Origin of the sequence: Celeribacter indicus (assembly GCF_000819565.1) — a bacterium.
Classification (GTDB): domain Bacteria; phylum Pseudomonadota; class Alphaproteobacteria; order Rhodobacterales; family Rhodobacteraceae; genus Celeribacter; species Celeribacter indicus.
In genome coordinates this window covers 3,818,998-3,842,698 of the sequence record NZ_CP004393.1, presented here as the reverse complement: position 1 = coordinate 3,842,698, position 23,701 = coordinate 3,818,998, and the positions used below count along the sequence as shown (strand labels likewise).

Genomic DNA, 23,701 nt, shown 5'->3' with positions numbered 1-23,701 from the left:
GGAAGGAGCGAAATTTGTCTGCCACCTCAGCCTCCGCGCCGGCCCTCGACCGGTGGAAGCGGGCCTCGCGCGCCCTCCGGCACTCCGCCTATCGCAGGTACTTCCTTGCCCAGATCCCGATGGTGGTCGGCAGTTGGGTCCATTCCATAGCCCTTGGATGGCTTATGTGGCGTCTTTCGGCCTCGCCCTTCATGCTGGGGGTGCTGACGGTCTGCGACCTGGGTCCGACCTTCCTGCTTGGGCCGGTTACCGGGACGATCGTGGACCGGGTTGACCGCCGGAAGCTGCTCCTCGTCCTGCTCGGATTGAATTTCGCGCTGATCTCCCTGCTGGCGGGCCTCACCATCGCCGACAGGATCACCATCGGCGTCATGCTGCTCCTGACGCCGGCGATCGGCATCGTCCAGGCCTTCGACAGCCCGACCCGCCAGGCGCTCGTGGCTGAACTCGTGCCGCCGGCAGACCTGAGGAACGCCCTGGCTCTGAACTCCCTGCTGTTCAATTCCGCGCGTCTGATCGGTCCGGCCATCGGCGGGGTGGTCGCGGCCTGGATCGGCGAGGGCTATGCCTTCCTGCTGAAGGCCCTGGCCTTCATTGCGCCCTTCTACGTCGTGGCCACGATGAAGTTGCCTCGCCGGGAGCCGAAGGCAAGGGGCAATTTCATCGCGGAGATGCGCAAAGGCGTCGCCTTTGTCCGGTCCCACGCCGAAACCGCGCGCATTCTGGTCCTCGTCGGGATCTGCAGTTTCACCTCCGTGCCCTATTTTTCCTTCCTGCCGGTTTTGGCAGGTGACATGCTGGGGGCGGATGCAAGCCTCGCCGGATTGCTCATGAGCATCTCCGGAATCGGAGCGGTGGTTGCGGGACTGACGCTGACATTCTCGGACCGTCTGGAGGGGATGCGGCGATGGCCAATCTTCTCCTCCTTCCTGCTGGGGCTCATCCTCATCGGAATGGGACTGTCCGGGACGGTGTGGGTCACGGGATGTCTCGCGCTTCCGATGGGGTTCGCTATCCTGTCGCAGAACCTGTCCAGCAACACGATGCTGCAACATTTCTCCCCTCCTGGTTTCCGCGGTCGCGTCATGGCGATCTACTCGATGATGATGCTGGGCACGGTCCCGATCGGATCGCTGCTCGCGGGATCTCTCGCCAATCTCGTAGGTATGTCCGCCGTCTTCGTCATAGGAGGGCTCCTGTGTTCGCTCACGGCTCTGGGTGCGATGCTTCACCGCGCGCGTTACCCGGAGGAGGAACTCGTCGATGACCACGAGGTGCCGGAACTCGCCGCCGACGCTGCGGCACGATCCATTCCGCCAGTCCCGTGAAACTCTTGCTTCCAACGTCGAAAGGACATCACCGATGCAGAATTATTCTGTCAGCGTGACCAGCGATACCCCGGCTCCCTACCGGCAGATCAGGATCCCCCTGTCGGACGGCACAATCTTGCATGCCCGGCTCTGGTTGCCACAGACGCCCTTGGCAGAAAAGGTGCCGCTGGTCCTCGAGTGGATTCCCTATCGTCAAAGCGATGGCACCGCCTTGGCCGACAGTATGATGCATGGCTATTTTGCCGAGAGCGGCATTGCAGCGGCGCGGGTGGATATCCGGGGCTCGGGCAATTCGGACGGATTGCTCCACGACGAATACCTCAGGCAGGAGCAGGACGACGCCTGCGAGGTCATTGCCTGGCTCGCGGCGCAGGACTGGTGCAACGGTAATGTCGGTCTGATCGGGATTTCCTGGGGCGGTTTCGCGGCATTGCAGATCGCCGCCCGCAAACCGCCGGCGTTGAAAGCCATCATCACCGCCTGTTCCACCGACAACCGCTATACCGATGATGTGCACTTCATGGGAGGCGCGCTGCTGTCCGACGGCATGCAATGGGGCAATGGGCTTTTCGCCCAGCTCGGACGCCCGGCGGATCCCGCGCATGTGGGCGAATGCTGGCGCGACATCTGGATGAACCGCCTCGAGGGCATCGAAGAGCCGCCGCTTTCGCGCTGGATGGCTCATATGGAGCAGGACGAATTCTGGAAGCACGGTTCCGTCTGCGAGAATTACGATGATATCGACTGCGCCGTCTGGGCCGTCGGAGGCTGGGTCGACGGCTATACGGACCCGATCCTGCGCCTGATGGAGAACCTCTCGTGCCCGAAAAAGGCGCTGATCGGACCTTGGACACATATGTACCCGACCTGGGGTCAGCCCGGTCCGAAGATCGGTTTCATGCAGGAATGTATGCGCTGGTGGAGGCAATGGCTGATGGGAGAGGACACCGGGATCATGGAGGAGCCGATGCTTCGGCTTTGGCTTGGCAAGGATCCTGAACCGGATACATCCGCGCCCCGGATCGGGGGCCGCTGGATCTGTCTGCCGTCTTGGCCGCCGCAGGCGCCTGACCAGGTGCTCCATGCCCGTGATCGGACCTTCGCGGAAACCCCTGGCGAGACGGAAGAGAGCATTCTCATCGACAGTCCGCTGTCGCTCGGAACATGGGGCGGCGAATGGTGCCCGCTCGATGGCGGTGGCAACGGACCGGAATTCGCCGGGGACGCGCGGTCGGACGACGGGATGTCCGTCTGTTTCCAGACCCGCCCCCTCAAGGAAAGTTTCTTTCTCGTCGGGATCCCGGTGCTGAAGGTGCGGCTGTCCTTCGAAGGTCCCCGCGCCCTGATCGTGCTGCGTCTGAACGAAGTGCTGCCCGACGGGACATCCGGGCGGGTGACATTTGCCCTGCGCCGGCTGAAACGCCCTGCGGGGGTCGCGCCGGGGGAAAGTTTCGAGGCGGAGATCCCGATGAAGGGTGTGGCACATGAATTTTCTCGCGGCAATCGCCTGCGGTTGGCGCTTTCGACGAGCTATTGGCCGATGGCATGGCCCGAGCCCGCGCTCAATGCCGTAACCGTCGCTCCGGGAACATTGGCCTTCCATCTGCCGGGACTGCCCCCGGAGACCCTGCACGAACAGCCCGAATATGGTCCGCCGGTCCATGCCTGTCCGGTGCCGAGCGAAACCCTGTCTTCGGGGTCGGTTTGCCGGGAGGTGATCACCGATCTGGCTTCGGGAGAGGTCCGGCTGGTCTCGAAAAGCAAGCGCCCGACCTGGCGCATCGATGGGCTGACCATCAGCGGGACAGGAGGGCACAGCTATGTTGTTATGCCGCGTGACGGCTCCTCGGCCCGAGCGCGGTTCGAAGGCACCCAGGCATTCCGCCGCGGCGACTGGAACGTGCGGACGGAAACATGCTCCGACGTGTTCTGGGAGGACGGCAAGCTGGTGCTGGAGGCGCGTTATGTCGCCTTCGAGGGCGACGATAAGGTCTTCGAGAAGACCTGGCACAAGGCATTTACCTATTAGAGGAAGGTGAAGCCCCGGACCTGTCGCCGTCCTTCATTCGCACGACGTCCAGGCCGGGAAGGCCAGATTATCGGGAGCCCCGCGGAGCATGGGGCAGGCCCTTCCAGATCCGGCGGAGGGCCCTCCCTTCGTGCGCCGCGAAGTGGCATGGCGCGTCTCCCTTATCCCCGCTCGATATGGCCCGTCCGGCATCCGTGCCGCTGTTGGCCGGCGTGACGACCGGGCTGTTTCGGGACCGGGTGCCATTCGCCGCCTTCCTCTGCTGCGACGGCAGCCCCGCCTCAACTCACCAGGTCCCGCCCTCCGACGACCGTCCGCACCACCGAATAGGAGATGCGGCGCGCGACATCCGGGAGGGCGGAGAGTTCCTGGTGGAAGATCTCGTTGAAATCCGCGAAATCGTTCGGGCGGAGGATCAGCAGGTAATCGAAGGGGCCGGTCACGAGATAGCAGCCGAGGACGCTGCTGCATTTTCGCACCTTCTCGTCGAAGCGCAGGAAATTCTCACGGGATTGCTTGTCGAGCGTGATCTGCACGAACATCAGCGGCGTGTCATCGGCCGGTTTCGTGACGATCGCCGAATAGCCGCGGATGACGCCGGAATGCTCGAGATTCTTCGTGCGCCGCAGGCAGGCCGATTGCGACAGCCCGATCTTTTCCGCGAGTTCCGCATTGGTGATGCGGCCGTTCCGCTGCAACTCTTGCACGATTTTCTGATCAAAACTGTCCATGCTGCGACCCGGTTGGCAGAATCTTTCACCAAGGCTCTCATTTGGCAGGATGTTGCGCGGTCAGGCAAGATCTGCCGCAGGGACCCATGATATTTTCCCCTTGCACGACAGCGGAGTCGACGCGCCCAAGCGACATTTTTGGGCAGGGCCGGCCCCTTCGTGACGCATATGCGGCGGTTCAGGAAACGCGGGGAGCGGGACAGTGCAGATACAGGCGAATTCGATCTAAGACGCGGACGTGGCAAGCTTCCTCCACCCCCAGACGAACCTGGCCCGACACCTCCGGCAGGGCCCGTTCGTGATCGACCGCGGCGAGGGGGCATGGGTCTATGACGAGCACGGGCAGGGATACATCGACGCGACCTCCGGTCTCTGGTGCGCCTCGCTGGGTTTCAGCCAGGAGCGGCTGGCCCGTGCCGCCTATGACCAGATGAGCCGGCTTGGATATTATCATACACAGGCGCATTACACGCACCCGATGGGCGCCCGGCTGGCCGAACGGCTGGTGGAGATGGCGCCCGTGCCGATGTCGAAGGCGCTCTTCCAGTGCTCCGGATCAGAGGCGAACGATGTCGCGATCAAGCTCGTGTGGCACTATCACACGATCCTCGGCAAGCCGGAAAAGCGCAAGATCATCGGTCGGCAGATGGGCTACCACGGCAGCACCTGCGCCTCGATCAGCGCCTCGGGCAAGCCCGACATGCACCGCGATTTCGGTGTGCCTCTCCAGGATTTCCTGCATGTCTCGATGCCGCATTACTACCGTTTCCACGAGGACGGGGAAAGCGAGGAAGACTATTCCGCCCGGCTCGCCGAGGAACTCGAGAACCTGATCCTCGCGGAAGGCCCCGAGACCATCGGCGGGTTCATCGCGGAACCGGTTCTCGGTGCGGGGGGTGCCGTTCCCCCGCCCGAAGGCTACTTCGCCCGCGTGCAGGATATCCTGCACAAGTACGACATCCTCTTCATCGTGGACGAGGTGATCTGCGGTTTTGCGCGCACCGGGGAGATGTGGGGATCGACCACCTACGACCTCAAACCCGACATGCTGAGCTGTGCAAAGGCGCTCTCCGCGGGCATGGCGCCGATTTCGGCGGTGCTCGTCAACGACAGGATCTTCGATGCCTTGCTGGTGCAGGCCGGTCGTGTCGGCCATTTCGCGCATAGCGCCACCTATTGCGCGCACCCGGTGGCGGCCGCGGTCGCCAACGAGGTCCTGGATATCTATGAGGAAATGGACGTCGTCGCGCGCGCCCGCGAGACCGGGGCCTATATGCAGGCGCTCGCGGAGCGCGAGGCCGGGCGCGCCATCGTCGGCGACGTGCGCGGCGTCGGCATGCTCTGCGCCATCGAGCTGACCGGGGACAAGGCGACCCGCACGCCGCTGCCCGAGATCGACCGGATGGCGGAGTTCATCGCCGAGCGGGGCAGGGCGCATGGCCTCCTGCTCCGGGCGATCGGCCCCACCCTGGCCTTCGCGCCACCGCTCAATTCGAACCGGGAGGACGTGGACGAGATCTTCACGCGCCTCGGCCGGGTTCTCGACGATGTCGAGCTTGCGCTTGCGCGGGGCCGATGAGTTCCGATCCCATCTTTTCACGCTGAACTGCAAAGGAGACGACATATGGCAACGCTCAGGGAAAACCCGAAGCCTGGTGTGGCAACACTGTTTTTGACGGCATGCCTGTCCGCAGGCAGCCTGATGTCCGCCGGTCCGGCCGCGGCCGAGAAAATCCTGCTCGCGCATCCGCAGCCCACCGACCACATCTATCATCGCCTGTCCGAGGCCTTCATCGAGAATCTCGCGGAGACGACCGGCGGCACATACACCGTGGACTACCATCCCGGCGGCGATCTCGGCGGGTTCGAAGCGCTCTACGAGCAGGTCATGGAGGGCGTGATCCCCATGGCCTTCACCAGCCCGGACAGCACGCTCGACCCGCGGCTGGACGTCATTTTCATGGGCTATCTCGCGGATGACTGGGAAAGCGCCAGGACACTCTACGGGGCGGGCGGTCCGATGGAGGATGTCCTCAACGACATCTTCCAGGAATTCGACGTGCGCAGCCTCGGCGTCGTGCCCACCGGCTTCGGCGGCATCGCGATGCGCAAGGGCGAGAGCGCGGTGCCTGTGAATTTCCCGGAAGACGCGGCGGGGCTGAAGCTGCGTGTTCCCGGCCTGCCGATCGCGCGGGTGAAATACACGGCCATGGGCTTCTCCCCCGTGCCGATCCCCTTCACCGAGGTCTATACGGCGATGCAGCTCGGAACCGTCGATGCGAGGGCCTTCGCCCCCATTCCCGAGATCTGGCAGATGCGCGATGTCATCGGGTCTTATATCCGGACCAATGAATATTTCGAGGCGACCTACTGGTTCGTGAACGACAGCTGGTGGAGCGGTCTTCCCGATGCCGATCGCGCGCAGATCCAGGAGGCCGTCGACAGGACACTCGCGGATGTCTGGGACATGGCCATCGGGATCGACGAGGAATACGAGGCGAAGGTCCGGGACGCGGGCATTGCCGTGGTCGACCTGACGCCTGAGCAGATGGACAAGGCGAAACAGGCGGTCCGGGCGGCCGAATGGCCCTATGCCGAGGAGAGCTTCGGCGCGGATCTCCTGGCCCGCGTCAATGAGGCGGCGGGGCTTCAGTAAAAGGCGACAGGTCGCAGAGAGCCGTCTCGCCCGGTGCCGGCGGCTCTCTGCGACCGGCTCCAGAACACAGGGCATGGACATGCGCGACTTCACTTCCCTCATCCGTGCCGGAGAGACGGCCATGCGCCTCATGGCCGTCTTTTCCGGCATCGCGCTCGCGGCGCTGATGATCGTCCAGACCGCGATGCGCTATTTCCTCACCTCGCCCTTCCTCGGGTTCGAGGAACTGGCGGTGCTGGCGGGGCTCTGGCTCTACGCGCTCGGGGCGGCTTTCGCCACGCGGCTGGATGCCCATGTCCGAGGCGGTTTCCTCAACAGCCTCGATCCCGGCGACGGCCGGCTGCGCATCCTGCGCGCGGGCGCGTCGCTCGTCTGTGCCGCGGTGTGCGGGGTCTATGCCTGGACCTCCGTCGCCTACACGCTGAGACAGGCGCAGATCGGCCGGGTCAGCCCCTATCTCGGATGGCCGAGATGGCTCTGGACGGCGAGCTTCGCCCTCGCCTTTTCCGTCATGGTGCTGTGGTTCCTGGTGGAGGCGCTGAGGCGTGTGCAGGGGCGGACCGCCGATCCGGCAGGTGCGGAATGATCGTCGCCTCCCTCTCGATCGTCCTGATCGTCGTTCTCCTGCTCGTCGAGGTGCCCGTCGCCTTCGCGGTCGGCGCCGGTGTCATCGTCTTCGCCCTCGCGGCGGGACAGGATCTTGCCTATCTGGCGCCCTCGGCGTTCCAGCAACTCGGCAGCTATGCGCTCCTGTCCGCGCCGCTCTTCATCATCTCCGGCACGGTGATGGCGCGCAGCGGCATATCCGAGGCGATGATCCGCGTGGTGGATGTGTTCCTCGGCGGGCGCCGCAGCGGGTTCGGGGCGGTCACGGTCATCTCCTGTGCGCTGTTCGGTGCCATTTCCGGCAGCGGTGCGGCGGCAATCGCCGGCGTGGGGTCGATCATGATCCCGCGCATGGAGGCCGCCGGCTATCCGAGATCCTACGCCACCGCCCTGGTCGGATGTTCCTCCGTCCTCGCCCTGATGATCCCGCCGAGCATTCCGATGATCGTCTTCGCGATGACGGCGAACCTGTCGGTCGCCGCCTGCTTCCTGTCCACGGTGGTGCCCGGCATTTTGCTTGCCGGGGTCTACTGCATCTACAACTGGCGCGTCGTGCGGAAATTCCCCGAAGATCCGAAAGCGGCTGTCGAATACCGCGTGCGCGCGACCGACGTGGTCGGTGCTCTGCGCAAGGGAGCCTTCGCGCTGGCGCTGCCGCCGATCATCCTCGGCGGGATCTATTCGGGGCTGACGACGCCGACCGAGGCGGCGGCGATCTCCATCCTCTATGCCGTGCCCGTCGGGATCTTCGTCTATCGCGGTCTGACGGTGAAGGAACTGGGCCGGACGCTGTTCGATGCCGTGGTGCAGACCGGCAGTTTCGTCATCATCATCTTTTTCCTCTTCAACCTGAGCCGGCTGATGATCCTGGAGGGGCTTCCGGCGTCCATCGCGGCGGGGATCGCCGATCTCTCGCAAAACCGCTACGTGGTCCTGTTGCTCATCAACCTCGTGATGCTGGTGATGGGGATGCTGGTCGACGATGTCTCCGGCTCGATTCTGGCCGCTGTCATCCTCATGCCGCTGGCGACGCAGGCGGGAGTGGACCCGATCCACTTTGCGGCAATCGTCGGAACCAACCTTGGGCTCGGCAACGTATCGCCGCCCTGCGCGCCGCTGCTGTTCGTCGCCGTCTCGGTGGGGCGGAGCTCGGTGAGGGAGGTGGCCGGACCGACGATCCGGGCGCTGCTGTGCTGCCATCTGCCGATGACGGTGATCGTGACCTTCCTGCCCGATCTGTCGCTTGCCCTGCCGCGCCTCCTGCTCGATTACTGAGCTTTCGCCGGGCGGCCCGGATCACGGGACCGCCCGGCGGTAACGCGGGATCTATTCCCCGATCACCTCGATCAGCCAGGGCCGGTTGCTCGCCTTGGCCTTCTCCAGGCTGGCGCCGAGTTCGTCCGCGGTCGTGACCCGTTCCGCCTCGAGCCCGAGACTGCGCGCGAAGCCGGTGTAGTCGATCGGCGCGCCGCCCCAGGTCCAGGCCATCGCATCCCGCGCGGCGCTTTCCGTACTGGTGCCATAGACGGCGTCCATCCCGTCCGGGACGCAGAGCCAGCCCTGGTTGTTGTTGACGATGAACACCACGGGCAGATCGTGCTGCGCGGCGCCCCAGATGCAGGTGGCGCTGAACATCAGGTTCCCGTCGCCGAGCAGCGCCACCACACGGCGGTCCGGCGCGCCCATCTGGATCCCCATCGCCGCCGGCGCGCCCCAGCCCTGGGCACTGGCCTTGCCGGACACGGCGTGGAAATTCAGCGGATCGTCGAATTCATACATCGTGTCGACATGCCAGCCGAGCGTGCTGCCGGCCTGGATGACGATCCAGTCCTTGCCGCAACGGCCATAAACCTCCCGAAGGAGCTTTTTCTGCGGCAGGGGAGACTGATCGCCCGGCATTGCCTCCGCCTCCGCGACGGCCGCCGCACGGATTTCGCGCTGCGCCGCGCAGCGCCCGAGATGCCGCGCCTTCGCATCCGCCGCGACCGGCTGCGCCTCGAGCAATTCTGCGAGGCGCCGCAGGCTCGGTCCCGGATGTCCGAGCAGCGCGAGATCCGGCCAGAGCTGCTTGGCCAGAAGCATCGGATCCGCCGACAGGGTCACGAGCCGGGCGGAGGAAGGCAGGATCGGCTTTTCGCCGAAATCCCCCTTTTCAGTGAATTCATAGCCGATGGCGAGCGCCGCATCGGCCTCCTGCAAAAGCGCCTTGTTCGCCGCCGGCGTCCCGACATATTGCGGATGGCTGGTCGGGAAGCCGAGGAAGGACGGATCCTGTTCCGAGATCACCGGCGCGCCGAGCGCCTCTGCCAGGGCGACCATTTCCTCCACGGTGCGCAGCCGGCCGACCTCGCTGCCACAGAGCAGGACCGGGCGCTGCGCGTCGCGCAGCAGCGCGGCGGCGGCGGCAAGTCCGGCCTCCTCCGCGCAGGGATCGCTGTAACATTGCAGCCGGGAAAAATCCTCCCGCGGCAGGGGGCCGCTCAACTCGACGTCGTAGAGATCCGAGGGGATCGAGATATGGACCGGTCCCATCGGCGGCGTCGAGGCGATTTCCCAGGCCCGCGCAAGGATTTCCGGAATACGCTCGGGCGTGGTGATATCGTAGGTCCACTTGCTGTATTGCGTGCTCATCTCGGTCAGGGACCGGGGCGTCGCGGCATATTGATCGCGGCCGCTCGTCATGCGCGCGCCGGTGGTCGACACGAGCACCATCGGCACGTTGTCGGCCCAGGCCGTCGTGAGCGACATCATGGCGAGCGCCGTGCCCGACGAGTGGTACACGATGCAGAACGTGGGCTTGCCGGTCTGCCGGGCATAGCCCTGCGCCATCAGGCTCAGGTTGGTCTCATTGAGATGGCCGACATAGCCGATCTCGTTGCGCCGGTTGAGGAACGCCCGCCCGAGTCCGAGCATGCCGAGGCCGACGATGTTGAAGACCTTCTCCGCGCCCAGCCTGACGAGCGTATCGACCACGAGATCGGCCCCGGTAAAGACCGCATCCGCGCCGCGGGCCGGCACCATGTCCCGCTCAGTTTTCCCAGTGTGTCCCATTGGACAATCTCCTCCCGAACAATCCGAACGGCGCGTCCGGGCCGCGGCTCCCGCCCCGAGGGACAGGGGCGCCCGCGGTCGGGAGCGCGCCCTCGGGGAGGCTACTCCCGGAGCCGTCCGTTTCTCAAATTGATTTATGGGAGGTCAAAAATCACCTGGATGAATGATGGATCCGTCATCCGGTGGCGCGCATGTCCGACAGATCCCAGGAGGTCATCGGCATGGCCCGGAACTGGTCCCGCATCCAGCTATGGCCCTTGTCCAGTTGCTGACGTCGGTGCCAGACTAGGAGGACGTGCAGCATCTCCGTCTCGAACGGCAGCCGGGCCTGCACGAGATTGGCCCGCGCACGAAGCGGCTCGATCGCCGGTCCCGGAACGGTCGCGACCAGCGTCGTGCCGGGCAGGATCCCCGACAGAACCGAGGCGTGCGGCAGGGTCAGAACGACCCTTCTCTGGCCGTTCATCTGCCGCAGGGCCATGTCGACCGGATGGCGATTGGCCGGGGTCGCCCGCGTCAGCACGTTCACATGCCGAAGCGAAAGATACAGCTCATAGGGGATGACGCTGTCCTCGGCCACGCCGATCTCCTCGGCATATTGCGCGCAAAGCAGCACCGAATAGCAGCAACTCGCGATATGCTCCCTCATGAACCTGTCGGAGATTTCCAATCGGCCGATGGCGAAATCGGCATAGCCGAATTCGAGCAGGTTCTCGTAATCCTCCAGCGGTGCCTCGAGAACCCTGATGTCGATATTCGGCGCCGAGGTCTCGAGGATTTTCATCAGCGCGGCGATATAGGTCTCCTCCCCGACATCGGTCGCCAGCATCGTGAAGCTTCGTTCGGACTCCTCCGGGCAGAAGGACATGCCCTCGAGGATCGAGGCCCCTATCTCCTTCAGCCCCTGCTGAACCGGGCCGGCGATGGACTGCGCAAGCAAGGTCGGCTCCATCCCGCTGCGTGTCCGCACGAAGAGCTGGTCGCCGAGCGCCTGTCGCAGCCGGTTCAGGGCGTTGGACGCGGCGGGCTGCGTCATGTTGAGCCTGTCGGCCGCCGCCGAAACGCTCCGCTCCCGATAGATGGCGTCGAACAGTTTCAGAAGATTGAGATCGAGGTTGTTCAGCCCGTTCATCGTCTTCTCCCCCATGATATTCATTCAGGACATAAAGGTGCCATAGAATATCAATTTGCATGGATTCATTTTATGAGCAAGATCGGGAGAGGGAGGCGCGGACGGTTCGGCCGCGAGAAGAGGAGCAGGTCTCCGAAAATACGCACACCCTCCTGAACGCTGCCATGTCGCCGTCCGCTTCCGCGGACGCCGTCGCGATGTTCAGGCGGTCGCCGACGGCCGGGAAGCCCGGCGCGTCATCCCCCGAACCGGAACTCTGCGACGGGGCGGCCCGCGCCGCCCGGATCGGATGCCCCGTCGAGGAGGACGGGGTCGCATAATGGAAAAAGGGAGGAAGCCGGAATGAACAAACTGACTGCAAGCGCGCTGGTCGCGTGCCTTTTCGGGTCGCAGGCCGTGGCGGCGGACATGAAATATTCCCTGCCGTTCAATGGCGGCAGCGAAATCTCCGCCATTGGGATCGAATGGGCGGAGGCCGTGGCCGAGGCGACCGGCGGCGAGGTGACTTTCGAGCCGGTTCTCAACGGGGCGCTGGTCGCCATTCCTGAAACGCTGGATGCCGTCGCCGACAGTGTGGTGCCGGCGGCGATGGGGGTGGCCTCGTCCATGGCGGGCACGATCCCCGCCTTCGGCTATCTCGAGCTGAACCTGAGCGTGCCGATCAACGATCCGCCTGCCGAGGAGGCGATGCTCACGATCATGCCGGCGATCGAGAAGCTGCTGGCGCAGTACGATGTGAAGGCCCTGTGGGCCATGCCTGCCTTCGGCGGCGGCATGGCCTGCACCAGCGAGATCCTCGACACCGTGGACGGATGGCAGGGCAAGAAGGTCCGGACTGCCGGCCGGTGGCAGGCCAAGCAGGCCGAAGCCGCCGGTGCAAGCCCGGTCGCGCTGCCGGCCGCGGATATCTACACCGCGCTTCAGAACAAGACGATCGACTGCGCCGTGATCTCCTCCTCCATCTACCTGTCGAGCTCCCTCTACGAAGTCGCGCCGTATTTTTCGGACTACGGCTTTGCCGGAAACTCCCTTGTCACCATCGTGGGCATGGATGTCTGGGAGGACTTGAGCGACGAGCAGAAACAGCTCGTGCAGGAGATTTCCGATGAGATGACGGTCAAGGGAACGACGATCCTGCGCGAAGTCAGCGCGAAGGAGGCGGACCAGATCGCGGAACTCGCCACCTACCACAAGGTCGGCGATGACGAACTCGCCACCCTGCTGGACCGCTGGGACCCGGTGTTCCGGGAAGCCATGGCGGAGGTCCCCGAAAGGGACGAGGTCGGGACCGAACTGGTCGAAACCCTCTATTCCCTCGGTCGATAGGCGGGACGCGAGATGGTCGAGACGCAACCTTCCGGGGCCTTTCGGCTCTTCAAGAGCGTGGTGGAGGGGGTGAACGCCCTCTTTACCGCCCTTGCCTGCATCCTCGTCGCCGCAATCGGCATCATCGTCGTGGCGGCGACGCTCGCGCGGACCTTCGGCACGCCGCAGATGTGGGCGCATGACTATGCCCAGATCGCCTTTGTCTACGTCGTCTTCCTGTCCTTCGCCCCGGCGCTGCAATCCGGCCAGCATGTCACGGTGGAATTGTTCGAGGAACTCGTTCCACAATCCGCAAGGCGATACCTGGACCATGTGGCGGCGCTCGCCTGCATCGTCTTCGGGGCCATCTTCTGCTGGTATCTCTGGCAGCTCACGGCGCGCTCCTTCGCCGACGGCCGGCTGGCCAATGCCGTGGTTCCGGTTCAGCTCAAGTGGATCCAGATCATCGGTCCGATCGGACTGATCCAGTTCCTGCTGACCGCGCTCCTGCAACTTTTCGAGGCGCAGCGGCAGTTCCGCGGGCACCCCCAGCAAGATTAAAGGATCAAGATGGAAGCCTTGCTATGGTTCGGCGCCTTCATCGGCGCACTCGTCTTCCTGCTGTCGCTGCGCATCCCCGTGGCGGTCAGCATGGGGCTCATCGGCATTCTGGGCACGGCGGTCTTCGTCTCGCCGCGCGCGGTCGTGCAGATCGCCAACATCGCCTATTCCCAGACCTGGAGCTTCGTTCTGGTCATCGTCCCGCTCTTCGTGCTGATGGGCGAGGTGATCGCCATCTCGGGCCTGGGCGCGGCGCTTTTCCGGGCCGCGGCGATCTGGCTCCGGCGATTGCCCGGCGGGCTGGCCATCGGCACCATCGCCGCCAGCGCCGGCTTCGCGTCGGTCTGCGGTTCGAGCCCGATCACCGCGGCGACGATCGGCTCGATGGCCGTGCCCGAGATGATCAAGCACGGATACGCGCGCAGCCTTGCCGCCGGCGCCACGGCGGCGGGCGGCACGCTGGGGATCCTGATCCCGCCGTCGGTGCCGATGATCCTGTTCGGGGTGATCACCGAAACCTCGATCGGCGGGCTGTTCCTCGCCGGCATCCTGCCGGGGCTGATGATGGCGACGCTGCTCTCGGCCACCGTCATCCTCCAGGTGGTGATGAACAGGTCGATGGCCCCGCCCATCGTCCGCCGGGTCAGCTTCTCCGAACGGATGCGTACCAGCGCCGAGGCCCTGCCCACCGTGCTGATCGCGCTGATGGTCATCGGCGCGCTCTATGCCGGCATCGCCTCGCCGTCCGAAACCGGGGCCTTCGGCGCCGCCGCCGCGGTCCTCGTGGCGCTGGCGATGGGACGGCTCAGGGGCGGCGTGCTCAGCCAGGCGCTGCAAAAGACCGTCCGCACCACCGGCATGTTCATGCTGCTGCTGATCGGCGGGCTGTTCAGTTCCTTCGTTCTGACCCGGCTCGGCGTGCCGCAGGACATCTCCACCTACCTGACCGGCCTCGACGTGGCGCCCTGGATGATCATCGTGATGATCAACATCCTCCTGCTGATCATGGGCATGTTCCTCGATCCGCTGAGCATCCTGGTGATCGTCGTTCCGATCTTCCTCGATACGATCGTGGGCCTCGGCTACGACCCGATCTGGTTCGGCGTGATCGTCACCATCCAGATCGAGATCGCCGCGATCACGCCGCCGGTCGGGCTGAACCTGTTCGTGCTGCGCACGGTGGTGCCCGACCTGTCCATCTCGGATACGGCGAGGGGTGCCGTCGCCTTCGTCATTCCGATGCTGGTGGGGATCGTCCTTCTGCTGCTGTTCCCCCAGATCGCCCTCTGGCTGCCCGGTCTCAGGTTCTGACATCCTCCCGAGACGGCACTCTTCCACCTGCTGTGCGGCGGGTGGGGGCGGCTGGCGAAGCCGGGAGCCCCGCGGCTCCCGGCGGAGGCGGAAGACTTGATGCAGGTTAATGCATCCCCGTTCACAGTCAGCCTAATTTTGCGGCATAGACGAGGACGACGCCGGCCTGACGCCCTGGAGTCCTCCGATATCCGCGGGCGACCGCCCGCCTTTGCCGGGAGATTTGCCATGCCGTCCGAACACGATACCGCGCCCGATCCCGAACGCGTGAGGGCCTCGCGCTTTCCCACGGCCTATACGATCCTGTTCCTCCTGATCGTCCTCATGGCGGTGCTGACCTGGATCATGCCCGCAGGGCAATACGATCAGGTGATGGACGAGGCGCTGGGCCAGGAGGCGCCGGTGCCCGGCACCTATCACACGGTGGAGCCGGATCCGCAGGGGCTGCTCGATGTGCTGATGGCACCGATCGCGGGCTTCTACGATCCCGCCGAATATGTGGCGAATGCGATCGACGTGTCGCTCTTCGTGCTGGTGATCGGGGGCTTCCTTGGCGTGGTGAATGCCACGGGCGCCGTGAGCGCCGGCATCGAACGCGCGATCGGCGGGCTGAAGGGGCGGGAAAAATGGATGATCCCCGCGCTGATGGCGCTGTTTGCCCTCGGCGGCACGACCTATGGCATGGCCGAGGAGACGCTCGCCTTCTATCCGCTGCTGATCCCGGTGGCGATCGCGGCGGGCTATGATGCGGTCACCGGCGTGGCGATCATCATGCTGGGCGCGGGCGTGGGCGTGCTCGGCTCGACCATCAACCCCTTCTCGACGGCCATCGCCTCGGACGCGGCCGGGATCCCGTTCACCCGCGGCATGGGCCTGCGCCTCGTCATCCTTGCCGTGAGCTGGCTGATCGCGGTGGTGTTCGTGATGCGCTATGCCGAACGCGTGCGCGAGGCGCCCGACAGATCGGTCGTGGCGGAGCGCAAGGCGGAGAACGAGGCGCATTTCCTCAAGGGCCACGAGGCGGCGCGCGAGGCGGTCCTGAGCGGCAGGCAGAAGATCGTCCTCATCGTCTTCGCGCTCACCTTCGTGGTGATGATCTGGGGCGTGTCCTCGCAGGGCTGGTGGATGGCCGAGATGTCGGCGCTGTTCCTCGGCTCCGCCATCGTCGTCGGTATCCTCGGCTGGATGGGGGAAAAGAAGATGACCTCCGCCTTCGTCGACGGCGCGCGCGACCTGCTGGGGGTGGCGCTGGTCATCGGCCTTGCCCGCGGGATCGTCGTGATCATGGACAAGGGCATGATCTCCGCCACGATCCTCCACTATTTCGAGGACAGGATCAGCGGCATGTCCGACATCGCCTATGTGAACGCGCTGTTCTGGATCGAGGGGCTGCTGAGCTTCGTCGTGCCCTCGACCTCCGGCCTCGCGGTCCTGTCGATGCCGATCTTCGCGCCGCTCTCGGATTTCGCGGGGGTCGGGCGCGAGCTTGCCGTGACGGCCTTCCAGACGGCCATCGGCATCACCAACCTCATCGCCCCGACCTATGCGGTCGTGGTCGGGGGGCTGGCGATCGGCCGGGTGCCCTACGAACGCTGGCTCGTCTTCATCTGGCCGCTCCTGCTGCTTCTGGTCGTCTTCGTCAGCGCGGCGCTGAGCGTGGCGGCTCTCCTCTGACCGAAGGAAAAGACCATGACCGAGCACATTCTCGGAGTCCATTCGGAGACCGGAACGCTGCGGCAGGTGATCGTGTGCCGGCCCGGTCTCGCCCACCGCCGGCTGACGCCCGCGAACTGTCAGGACCTGCTGTTCGACGATGTCTTCTGGGTCAAGCAGGCGCAGAAGGATCACGATGTCTTCGCCGGCCTGATGCGGGAGGAAGGCGTCGAGGTGCTGGACGTGAACACGCTTCTGGCGGAGACGCTGGAGCGGCCCGAAGGCCGGGCCTGGATCCTCGATCACCGGATCACGCCGGACCAGATCGGCGTCGGCATGCGCAAAGACCTCCGCGCCTGGATGGACGAGTTGCCGGGGGCGACATTGGCGGAATACCTTCTGGGCGGGCTGACGGTGGAGGATCTTCCGTTCCGTCCGGCGGGCCTCTTCGGCAGCTACCTGGGCTATCACGGGTTCATTCTGCCGCCCCTGCCCAACGCGCTGTTCACCCGCGACAATTCCGCATGGATCCATGATGGAGTCGTCGTCAATCCGATGCACTGGAGCGCGCGGCGCCCGGAGACCCTGCTCAACACCGCGATCTACAGGTTCCACCCGAAATTCGCGGGACGGGTGAGGATCCACTGGGGCGACCCGACGAAGGACCACGGTCTCGCGACGCTCGAGGGCGGCGACATCATGCCGGTGGGACGCCGCACGGTGCTGGTCGGGATGGGAGAGCGGTCCTCGCCGCAGGGCGTCGGGCAACTGTCCGAGGCCCTGTTCGCCGGGGAGGTGGTGGACCGTGTGGTCGCCTTCCGGATCCCGAAGTCCCGCGCGGCGATGCACCTCGACACGGTCTTCACCCTCTGCGGCGACGATGTGGTGACGACCTTCAAGGAGGTCGCGGATGAACTGGTCTGTTACGACATCCGCCCCGGCGAGGGCGATGCGCCGCTGTCGTTCCGGGAGGACCCGCGGCCGATCTTCGAGATCGTCGCGGAAATTCTCGGCTACAAGCGGCTCCGGATCGTGCCGACGGGCGGCGAGACCGAGGAGGAGCGGGCGCGCGAGCAATGGAACGACGGGAACAATGTCCTTGCCCTGCGCCCCGGCGTGGTGATTGGATACGACCGCAACGACGACACCAATGCCGCGCTCCGGGCCGAGGGGATCGAGGTGCTGGCAATCCCCGGCGCCGAGCTTGGCCGGGGCCGGGGCGGCGGCCATTGCATGAGCTGCCCGACGATGCGCGGCCCCGTGTGACAGGAGCATGACATGTCCTTCAACCTGAAGAACCGCCACTTCCTGAGCCTGCGCGATTTCACCCCCGCCGAGATCGCCTTCCTGCTGAAGCTCGCCTCCGATCTCAAGGCGGCGAAATACGCCGGCACCGAACAGCCCGGCCTGAAGGGCAAGGAGATCGCGCTGATCTTCGAGAAGGACAGTACGCGCACCCGCGTCGGCTTCGAGGTGGCCGCCCATGACCAGGGTGCCACCGTGACCTATCTCGGCCCGTCCGGCAGCCATATCGGCAGGAAGGAAACGGTCAGGGACACGGCCCGCGTGCTCGGGCGGATCTATGATGCCATCGAGTATCGCGGTTTCGGCCAGAAGATCGTGCAGGAGCTGGCCGATCACGCGGGCGTGCCGGTCTACAACGGGCTCACGGACGAATTCCATCCGACCCAGATCCTCGCGGATTTCCTGACCATGCAGGAACATTCCGACAAGCCGCTGCGCGAAGTCTCCTTTTGCTTCATCGGTGACGCGGGCAACAACATGGGCGACAGCCTTCTGATCGGCGGGGCCAAGATGGGCATGGAGGTGCGGCTCTGCGCGCCCCGGAGCCTCTGGCCGGAGGAGGCCATCCGGGAGGAGGCTGCCGCCATCGCCGGGGAGACCGGCGCGCGGATCACGATCACCGCGGACGTGGAGGCCGCGGTTCAGGGCGTCGACTTCATCTATACCGATGTCTGGCTCTCGATGGGGGAGGCGAAGGAGAAATGGGCCGAGCGGATCGAGCTCCTGACGCCCTATCAGGTCAATGCGGAGCTGATGGCGAAGACCGGCAACCCGCGCACCCGGTTCATGCATTGCCTTCCGGCCTTTCACAATGCCGAGACCGAGATCGGCGCGCAGATCCGCGACGACTACGGGCTCGAGGCGATGGAAGTGACCGACGAGGTCTTCGAGAGCCCCGCCTCGATCGTCTTCGATCAGGCAGAGAACCGGATGCACACGATCAAGGCGGTGCTCGTCGCCACGCTGGGAGGCTGAGATGCGCGTGGTCGCGGCATTGGGGGGCAACGCGCTGCTGCGGCGGGGCGAGCCGCTGACTGCGGAGAACCAGCGCGCCAATGCCCGCGCCGCCGCGGCGTCTCTGGCGGAGATCGTCCGGGCGGGGCATGACCTCGTCGTCACCCATGGCAACGGGCCACAGGTCGGCCTGCTGGCGTTGCAGGGGGCGGCCTACAAGCCGGAGGAGGCCTATCCGCTGGACGTGCTCGGCGCCGAAACCGGCGGCATGATCGGCTATATGCTCGAGCAGGAGCTCGAAAACGCGCTGGATCACGCGCAGCCGGTCGCAACCCTTCTGACGCAGGTGGTGGTGGATGGCAGGGACCCCGCCTTCCGCACCCCGACGAAGTTCATCGGCCCGGTCTATTCCCGCGAGGAGGCGGAGGCGCGCGCCAGCGCGGCGGGATGGCAGATCGCGCGGGATGGCGACCGCTGGCGCCGGGTCGTCGCCTCGCCCGCGCCGGTGGAGATCCCCGACATCCGGGTGCTGGAGCTGCTGCTGGGACAGGGCGTGATCGTCATCTGCACCGGCGGCGGCGGCATTCCGGTCCTGCGCCTCTCCGACGGCAGCCTGACCGGGGTGGAGGCCGTCATCGACAAGGATGCGGCGAGCGCCCTGCTCGCACGTCAACTGGACGCCGACGCGCTGTTGCTGCTGACCGATGTCGACGCGGTCTATCGCGATTTCGGCAGGGAAGGTCAGGCTGCCCTGCGGAGCCTCACCCCGGAACGGGCGCGCGGGCTGGATCTTCCCGCAGGTTCCATGGGGCCGAAGATCGCCGCGGCCGCCGCCTTTGCCGAGGCAAACGGGGGGCTGGCGGGAATCGGACGATTGGATCAGGCTGTGGCTATCCTGAACCGGACGGCGGGCACATGGGTGGCAAGAGGCGGATGACGATCCGATGACGGAAGAGCGCGACACGGCACAGCCGGAGACGGGAACCATCGTCGCGATCCGGGGCGGCGTCGTCGAGGTGGCCTTCGGCGGCACGGCCCCGCATATTCACGCGCTCCTCCGGGCGGGGGAGGTCGCGATGGAGGTGGTCTCTCTCATGGGCGGGGGCGTGGTGCGCTGCATCGCGCTCGGCTCCGTGCGCGGCCTCGGGCTCGGCATGACCGTCACGGTCAGCCCCGCGGGCATCGAGGTGCCGGTGGGAGAGGCGGTGCTGGGGCGGATGCTCGACGTCTTCGGCGCGCCGCTCGACGGGGCTCCTCCCCCGGAGGCGGTGGCGCGCCGGCCGATCCACCGGCCGCCCCCGGCGCTCTCCGACCGCGTGGTGCGCGCCGGGGTGCTCGAAACCGGGATCAAGGCCATCGACCTGCTCTCCCCGATCGAGCGGGGCGGCAAGACCGGGCTGTTCGGCGGCGCCGGCGTCGGCAAGACCGTCCTGCTCAGCGAGTTGATCAACAACACGGTGGAACATCACCACGGCGTCAGCCTCTTCTGCGGCATCGGCGAACGGTCGCGCGAGGCCGAGGAGCTTTGGCGCGACATGGGCGAGGCGGGCGTGCGCGACAGGATGGTGATGCTGTTCGGGCAGATGAACGAGGCGCCGGGCGTGCGCTTCCTGATCGGCAATTCGGCCCTGACCATGGCCGAATATTTTCGCGATGATCGCGGGCAGGACGTGCTGCTCCTGATCGACAACATCTTCCGTTTCGTGCAGGCGGGATCCGAAGTGTCGGGCCTTCTGGGCCGGATGCCGTCGCGGGTGGGATACCAGCCGACGCTGGCGACGGAGCTTGCCGCCCTCGAGGAACGGATCTCCTCGACCCGCACGGGTGCGATCACCTCGATCCAGGCCGTCTACGTTCCCGCGGACGATTTCACCGACCCGGCGGCGGCGCAGATCTTTTCGCATCTCTCGGCCTCCGTCGTCCTGTCCCGCAAGCGGGCGAGCGAGGGGCTCTATCCCGCGGTCGATCCGCTTGCCTCCACCTCCGTCATGCTGACGCCGTCCGTCGTCGGCCAGCGGCATTACGACATCGCCCGCGGCGTGCGGCGGACGCTGGCGGAATACGAGGAACTCCGCGACATCATCGCTATGCTCGGCATCGAGGAACTGTCGGCTCACGATCGCGCGGTGGTGGCGCGTGCGCGCCGGCTGGAACGCTTCCTGACCCAACCCTTCTTCACCGTGACCGCCGCGGCCGGGACCGCCGGCCGGCTGGTGCCCATCGCGGAGACGCTGGACGGCTGCGAGACGATCCTCGGGCAGACCGATTTCGACCTGCCGGAGAGCGCCTATTACATGATCGGCGGACTGTCCGATCTGAAGGAGGTCGCATGAGCATGGCATCCACCATGCAGGTCAGTCTGCGCCTGCCCACGCGCGTCCTTTTCGACGGGCCCGCCATCCGCCTGACGGCCACCGCGCAGGACGGCGGCTTCGGCATCCTTCCCAACCATGTGGATTTCGTCACGGCGCTCGTGTCCTCGGTGCTGCTGGTGACCGCGCCCGACGGGCGGGAGCGGATCTTCGGCATCGACGAGGGTCTGCTGGTCAAGAAGGGGCACGAGGTCGGGATCGTGGTGCGCCGGGGCGTGGAGAGCGACGATCTCGGAACGTTGCGCGACACGGTGGAGCAGAATTTCGCCGATATGGAGGAGGACGAACGCGTCGCGCGGGCGGCGCTGTCCCGGCTCGAAGCCGACATGGTGCGCCGCTTCGTCAGCCTCAGGAAACCCCATCCATGACCGAAGAACGCGACAGGTCTCCGGAGGACATCGGCAATCGCGCCCGCCGCATGAAGGCCGCCCGCGACAATCCGGGTCCCAGTCCGCTGCGGGGGATCGGCACGTTCGGCATGATCGGCTGGTCGATCGCGGTGCCCGCGGTCGGCGGCGCCTTCCTCGGGCTGTGGCTCGACCGGGTGGCGCCGCAGGGGTTTTCCTGGACGCTTGCGCTGATTGTCGGCGGGGTGGTGCTCGGCGCAGTCATCGCCTGGGGGTGGATCGGCAAGGAAGGAGACGGCAAATGATCGACCTCGACTGGACGCTCGTCGGGCTCGGCGCCCTCGGCGGCGCGGTGGCAGGCGTGCTGTTCTTCGCCGGTCTCGCCCTCGGCATGCGGCTCGCGCTCCGGGCGCGCCGTCCGGTGCCGGTGCTTGTGACGAGCGCGGGCCTCAGGATCGCAGCGCTTCTGGCGGCAGGCTGGCTGGTGGCGCAGGCCGGCGCGGCGGTGCTCGCCGCCTTCGCGCTGGCCTTTGTCGCGGTGCGTTTCCTCGCCGTCGCGCTCGCCCGCCCGCCGCGTGCAGAGAAGGACGCGCCCGGATGGAACTGACCCCGGACGACACCATCGTCTTCGCGATCGGCGCCCTTGCCATCAACAAGACCATCTTCAACACCTGGCTCATCATGGCGCTGCTGACCGCCGTCTCCTGGCTAGTCACGCGCAACCTGCGCCCCGAGGTGCCGCCGAGCCGGTGGCGTACCGCGCTCGAGGTGATCGTGCGCGGGATCGAGGGCCAGATCGCCGAGATCTCGCAGGCGCCCGACCGGCGGCTGCTGTATTTCAGCGGCACGCTGTTCCTGTTCATCGTCACCTCGAACCTGCTGATGGTGGTGCCGGGCTTCGATCCACCCACCGCCTCGCTGTCCACCACCGCGGCGCTGGCGCTGTCGGTGCTGGTGGCGGTGCCGATCTTCGGCATCTCCAGCCGCGGGCTCGGCGGATATCTCGCGACCTATGTCGAGCCCTCGGTCGTCATGCTGCCGTTCAACGTCATCAGCGAATTCTCTCGGGGGATTTCCCTGGCCATCCGGCTCTACGGCAATATCATGAGCGGGGCGGTGATCGCAGCGATCCTCCTCGGCGTCGCCCCGTTCTTCTTCCCGGTGGTGATGGACATGCTGGGCCTGCTGACCGGCATCATCCAGGCCTATATCTTCGCCATCCTCGCCACCGTCTACATCTCGTCGGCCACGGCCGCCCCGCCGGACCGAGACACCCCGGAACCTGCAAAGGACCAGACATGACAGATCTTTCCCTCGTCGCCGCCATTTCCATCTTTACCGCCGGGATGACCGTTTCCTTCGGCGCGCTCGGGCCGGCGCTGGGCGAAGGACGCGCCGCCTCCACCGCGCTCAACGCCATCGCACAGCAGCCCGACGCGGCCTCGACCATCTCCCGGACGCTCTTCGTCAGCCTGGCGATGATCGAATCCACCGCGATCTACTGTTTCGTCGTGGCCATGATCCTGGTCTTCGCGAACCCCTTCTGGAACGCGATCGCCGCGGCGAGCGGCGTGGGCAGCTAGGATCATGTCGATCGACTGGATCACGGTCGCGGCACAGATTGTCAACTTTCTGGTTCTGGTCTGGTTGCTGAAACGCTTTCTCTACCGTCCGATCCTCGACGGCATCGACGCGCGCGAGAACGGGATCGCCGCCCGCATGGGCGAGGCCGCGAAGATCCGCGAGGCGGCCGAGGCCGTCCGCGCCGAATACGAAGCCAAGGTCGCGGCCCTGGGCGCAAGCGAGGCGCAGACGATCGAGGAGGCGCGCGGCCGTGCCGAGGCGGAACGCGACGCGATACTGGCCGAGGCCCGCAAGCGCGTGGCAAGGGAACAGGCCGAGCGCGAGAGCCAGCGCGCCGAGGAGGCGCGGCGCTACACCGCGGATCTGCACCGGCGCGGTGCCTCCGCCCTCCTCGCCCTGACCCGCAAGGCGCTGGCCGATCTGGCGGGCGAGACGCTGGAGCAGCGGATCGTGGCCCATGCCGCCGACCGGTTCGACGACATGGCCGAGCACCTGCGCAAGGCGGCGGGCAGCAGCCGCACCGCCGTGGTGACGACCCGCGATCCGCTGCCGCCGGACGTGCGCCAGACCCTCGACAGCGACCTGAGCGCCCGGCTGCCCGGCGTCGCCGTCGAATTTCGCACCGATCCCGCGACGGCGCCCGGCCTGACGCTCCGTCTCGGCGGGGCGCAGGTCGCCTGGACGGTGGACAGCTATCTCGACGGGCTGGAGGATCTTCTCGATCAGGGCTCCGGTCCGGCCGCAAGGAAGGGACGGGCCGATGTCGCCTGAAA

23 protein-coding genes are annotated in these 23,701 nt (G+C 66.1%); 20 read left to right on the top strand and 3 right to left on the bottom strand.

All coding sequences use genetic code 11. The features are described from left to right. The first annotated feature begins 14 nt into the window (after window positions 1-14). Together P73_RS18910 and P73_RS18905 are read left to right on the top strand one after the other, a co-directional pair. Complete coding sequence (locus P73_RS18910; protein ID WP_082033299.1) at window positions 15-1,328, top strand: MFS transporter; 1,314 nt, start codon at window positions 15-17, stop codon at window positions 1,326-1,328. 34 nt (window positions 1,329-1,362) lie between these two features. Then, entirely contained in the window at window positions 1,363-3,360 is a 1,998-nt protein-coding gene (locus P73_RS18905; RefSeq protein ID WP_043870786.1) for a CocE/NonD family hydrolase, read from the top strand. A gap of 281 nt (window positions 3,361-3,641) precedes the next feature. Here P73_RS18905 and P73_RS18900 read toward each other — a convergent pair whose 3' ends face one another. Further along, window positions 3,642-4,091 carry an Lrp/AsnC family transcriptional regulator gene (locus P73_RS18900; protein WP_043870785.1) on the bottom strand — a complete coding sequence of 150 codons (450 nt, stop codon included), beginning with the start codon at window positions 4,089-4,091 and terminating at the stop codon, window positions 3,642-3,644. 238 nt (window positions 4,092-4,329) lie between these two features. Here P73_RS18900 and P73_RS18895 point away from each other — a divergent pair, with 238 nt between their 5' ends. From P73_RS18895 to P73_RS18880, 4 genes are all read left to right on the top strand, one after another. Further along, window positions 4,330-5,670 (top strand): aminotransferase, encoded by a 1,341-nt coding sequence (locus P73_RS18895; protein WP_052453418.1) that lies wholly within the window; start codon window positions 4,330-4,332, stop codon window positions 5,668-5,670. Window positions 5,671-5,793: 123 nt separating this feature from the next. Continuing rightward, complete coding sequence (gene dctP, locus P73_RS18890; protein WP_074743356.1) at window positions 5,794-6,747, top strand: TRAP transporter substrate-binding protein DctP; 954 nt, start codon at window positions 5,794-5,796, stop codon at window positions 6,745-6,747. A 79-nt stretch (window positions 6,748-6,826) separates the two neighbouring features. After that, window positions 6,827-7,333, top strand: coding sequence for a TRAP transporter small permease (locus tag P73_RS24575; protein ID WP_158401959.1), 507 nt, complete (start codon window positions 6,827-6,829; stop codon window positions 7,331-7,333). Further along, on the top strand, window positions 7,330-8,628 hold the full coding sequence (locus P73_RS18880) for a TRAP transporter large permease (RefSeq protein ID WP_043870784.1): 1,299 nt from the start codon (window positions 7,330-7,332) through the stop codon (window positions 8,626-8,628). The genes P73_RS24575 and P73_RS18880 overlap by 4 nt, the downstream gene beginning before the upstream one ends. 51 nt (window positions 8,629-8,679) lie before the next feature. Here P73_RS18880 and P73_RS18875 read toward each other — a convergent pair whose 3' ends face one another. Both P73_RS18875 and P73_RS24570 read right to left on the bottom strand, forming a co-directional pair. Further along, on the bottom strand, window positions 8,680-10,404 hold the full coding sequence (locus P73_RS18875; RefSeq protein WP_082033297.1) for a thiamine pyrophosphate-binding protein: 1,725 nt from the start codon (window positions 10,402-10,404) through the stop codon (window positions 8,680-8,682). Between the two features lie 175 nt (window positions 10,405-10,579). After that, entirely contained in the window at window positions 10,580-11,536 is a 957-nt protein-coding gene (locus P73_RS24570) for a LysR family transcriptional regulator (protein WP_158401958.1), read from the bottom strand. 342 nt (window positions 11,537-11,878) lie between these two features. On the opposite strand from P73_RS24570, the gene P73_RS18860 reads away from it, so the two are divergent. The 14 genes from P73_RS18860 to P73_RS18795 all read left to right on the top strand — a co-directional run bounded on the left by P73_RS18860 (window position 11,879) and on the right by P73_RS18795 (window position 23,699). Then, window positions 11,879-12,862: a TRAP transporter substrate-binding protein gene (locus P73_RS18860; RefSeq protein ID WP_043870781.1), complete on the top strand. Its 984-nt coding sequence runs from the start codon at window positions 11,879-11,881 to the stop codon at window positions 12,860-12,862. Between the two features lie 12 nt (window positions 12,863-12,874). Next, window positions 12,875-13,402 carry a TRAP transporter small permease gene (locus P73_RS18855; protein WP_043870780.1) on the top strand — a complete coding sequence of 176 codons (528 nt, stop codon included), beginning with the start codon at window positions 12,875-12,877 and terminating at the stop codon, window positions 13,400-13,402. Window positions 13,403-13,411: 9 nt separating this feature from the next. Continuing rightward, window positions 13,412-14,713, top strand: a complete 1,302-nt coding sequence (locus P73_RS18850) for a TRAP transporter large permease (protein WP_052453414.1) — start codon at window positions 13,412-13,414, stop codon at window positions 14,711-14,713. A 228-nt stretch (window positions 14,714-14,941) separates the two neighbouring features. Beyond that, a complete protein-coding gene (locus P73_RS18845; RefSeq protein WP_043870779.1) occupies window positions 14,942-16,387 on the top strand; it encodes a YfcC family protein in 1,446 nt (481 codons plus the stop codon). A 15-nt stretch (window positions 16,388-16,402) separates the two neighbouring features. Next, on the top strand, window positions 16,403-17,632 hold the full coding sequence (locus P73_RS18840; protein ID WP_043870778.1) for an arginine deiminase: 1,230 nt from the start codon (window positions 16,403-16,405) through the stop codon (window positions 17,630-17,632). A 12-nt stretch (window positions 17,633-17,644) separates the two neighbouring features. Next, the gene (gene argF / locus P73_RS18835; protein ID WP_043870777.1) at window positions 17,645-18,646 is read left to right on the top strand and encodes an ornithine carbamoyltransferase; all 1,002 of its coding nucleotides are present in this window, start codon (window positions 17,645-17,647) and stop codon (window positions 18,644-18,646) included. Window position 18,647: 1 nt separating this feature from the next. Next, window positions 18,648-19,562, top strand: coding sequence for a carbamate kinase (gene arcC, locus P73_RS18830; protein ID WP_043870776.1), 915 nt, complete (start codon window positions 18,648-18,650; stop codon window positions 19,560-19,562). A 7-nt stretch (window positions 19,563-19,569) separates the two neighbouring features. Beyond that, a complete protein-coding gene (atpD, locus tag P73_RS18825) occupies window positions 19,570-20,958 on the top strand; it encodes a F0F1 ATP synthase subunit beta (protein WP_043870775.1) in 1,389 nt (462 codons plus the stop codon). After that, complete coding sequence (locus P73_RS18820) at window positions 20,955-21,365, top strand: ATPase (protein ID WP_043870774.1); 411 nt, start codon at window positions 20,955-20,957, stop codon at window positions 21,363-21,365. Before atpD ends, P73_RS18820 begins: the two co-directional genes overlap by 4 nt. Then, window positions 21,362-21,649, top strand: a complete 288-nt coding sequence (locus P73_RS18815; protein ID WP_043870773.1) for an AtpZ/AtpI family protein — start codon at window positions 21,362-21,364, stop codon at window positions 21,647-21,649. The genes P73_RS18820 and P73_RS18815 overlap by 4 nt, the downstream gene beginning before the upstream one ends. After that, window positions 21,646-21,951, top strand: coding sequence for an N-ATPase subunit AtpR (locus P73_RS18810; protein WP_052453413.1), 306 nt, complete (start codon window positions 21,646-21,648; stop codon window positions 21,949-21,951). Before P73_RS18815 ends, P73_RS18810 begins: the two co-directional genes overlap by 4 nt. Next, complete coding sequence (locus P73_RS18805; protein WP_043870772.1) at window positions 21,942-22,646, top strand: F0F1 ATP synthase subunit A; 705 nt, start codon at window positions 21,942-21,944, stop codon at window positions 22,644-22,646. Before P73_RS18810 ends, P73_RS18805 begins: the two co-directional genes overlap by 10 nt. Beyond that, the gene (locus P73_RS18800; protein WP_043870771.1) at window positions 22,643-22,927 is read left to right on the top strand and encodes a F0F1 ATP synthase subunit C; all 285 of its coding nucleotides are present in this window, start codon (window positions 22,643-22,645) and stop codon (window positions 22,925-22,927) included. Before P73_RS18805 ends, P73_RS18800 begins: the two co-directional genes overlap by 4 nt. Before the next feature lie 4 nt (window positions 22,928-22,931). Further along, entirely contained in the window at window positions 22,932-23,699 is a 768-nt protein-coding gene (locus P73_RS18795) for a F0F1 ATP synthase subunit B family protein (RefSeq protein WP_043870770.1), read from the top strand. The last annotated feature ends 2 nt before the right edge of the window (window positions 23,700-23,701 follow it).